The sequence below is a fragment of the Vibrio sp. 2130-1 genome, assembly GCF_033339515.1.
This window is the reverse complement of sequence record NZ_JAWOUT010000098.1, coordinates 1-992: the sequence shown is the minus strand read 5'-3', so window position 1 is coordinate 992 and position 992 is coordinate 1. Positions and strand designations below refer to the sequence as shown.

Genomic DNA, 992 nt, shown 5'->3' with positions numbered 1-992 from the left:
TCAATAATCCGAGAGCCTTTTCGCGATGTCAGATTTATCACCTACCAGCTTACCAAGTAGAGCATTCGCCACTCAGAAATTAGCCAAACTGATTGATCGATGGACGGGAAACGCAAACCAATACGACACGCCAATTTCGGGGTTGAGGTTCAGTCGTTGGACAACGCCGACGCCGCCTACGAGCTATACCCACAATCCAAGTATTTGTCTTATCGCGCAAGGCAGGAAGCGAGTCTTATTGGGAGAGGAAAGCTTTATTTACGATGCCAACCACTTCCTGATTTCTTCTGTCGATCTCCCTATCATTGCCAACATTATCGAAGCCAGTGAGGAGCAACCTTATTTAGGGCTGATCATGGAGCTGGATTTGACCGAGATTTCCCAACTGATTGTCGATAGCGAACTTGCCTTTACTCAATCCAAAGAAGCGCAAAAAGGCATTGCTGTCGGTGAGTTGTCGGAATCTCTATTGGATGCGTTTGTACGCTTAGCAGAATTATTAGACGAAGGCCAAAACATCAAAATTTTAGCGCCCATCATTAAACGGGAGATTTTTATCGCCTTTTGATGAGTGAACAGGGCACGCGTCTCCATCAAATCGTGACTGCGGGCAGCCATAGCCATCAAATAGCCAAAGCCATCGACTGGCTCAAAAACAACTTTGTCAAACCATTAAGTGTTGGAGATTTGGCTTCGTACACAGGTATGAGTAAATCGTCATTTTACACGCACTTTCGCTCCATGACGTCCATGACACCATTACAGTTTCAAAAGAAGTTACGCTTAAGTGAAGCACGCCGATTGATGCTGACAGAAAACTTAGACGCCATGGCTGCGACATTCAAAGTCGGCTATGAAAGTCCGTCTCAATTCAGTCGGGAATACAGCCGCTTGTTTGGCGCACCGCCGTCTAAAGACATCAAATCGCTAAGAGAAAATTTGGGCTAGATTGACACAAAAAAGCCGTTAGTCTGTACTGCCACAGAGCTAAC

The 992-nt window shown here is 45.8% G+C and carries 1 pseudogene; it reads left to right on the top strand.

Annotated features, from left to right (window positions below):
• The first annotated feature begins 25 nt into the window (after nt 1-25).
• Nucleotides 26-948: pseudogene (locus tag R7Q09_RS24465) on the top strand (AraC family transcriptional regulator N-terminal domain-containing protein).
• The last annotated feature ends 44 nt before the right edge of the window (nt 949-992 follow it).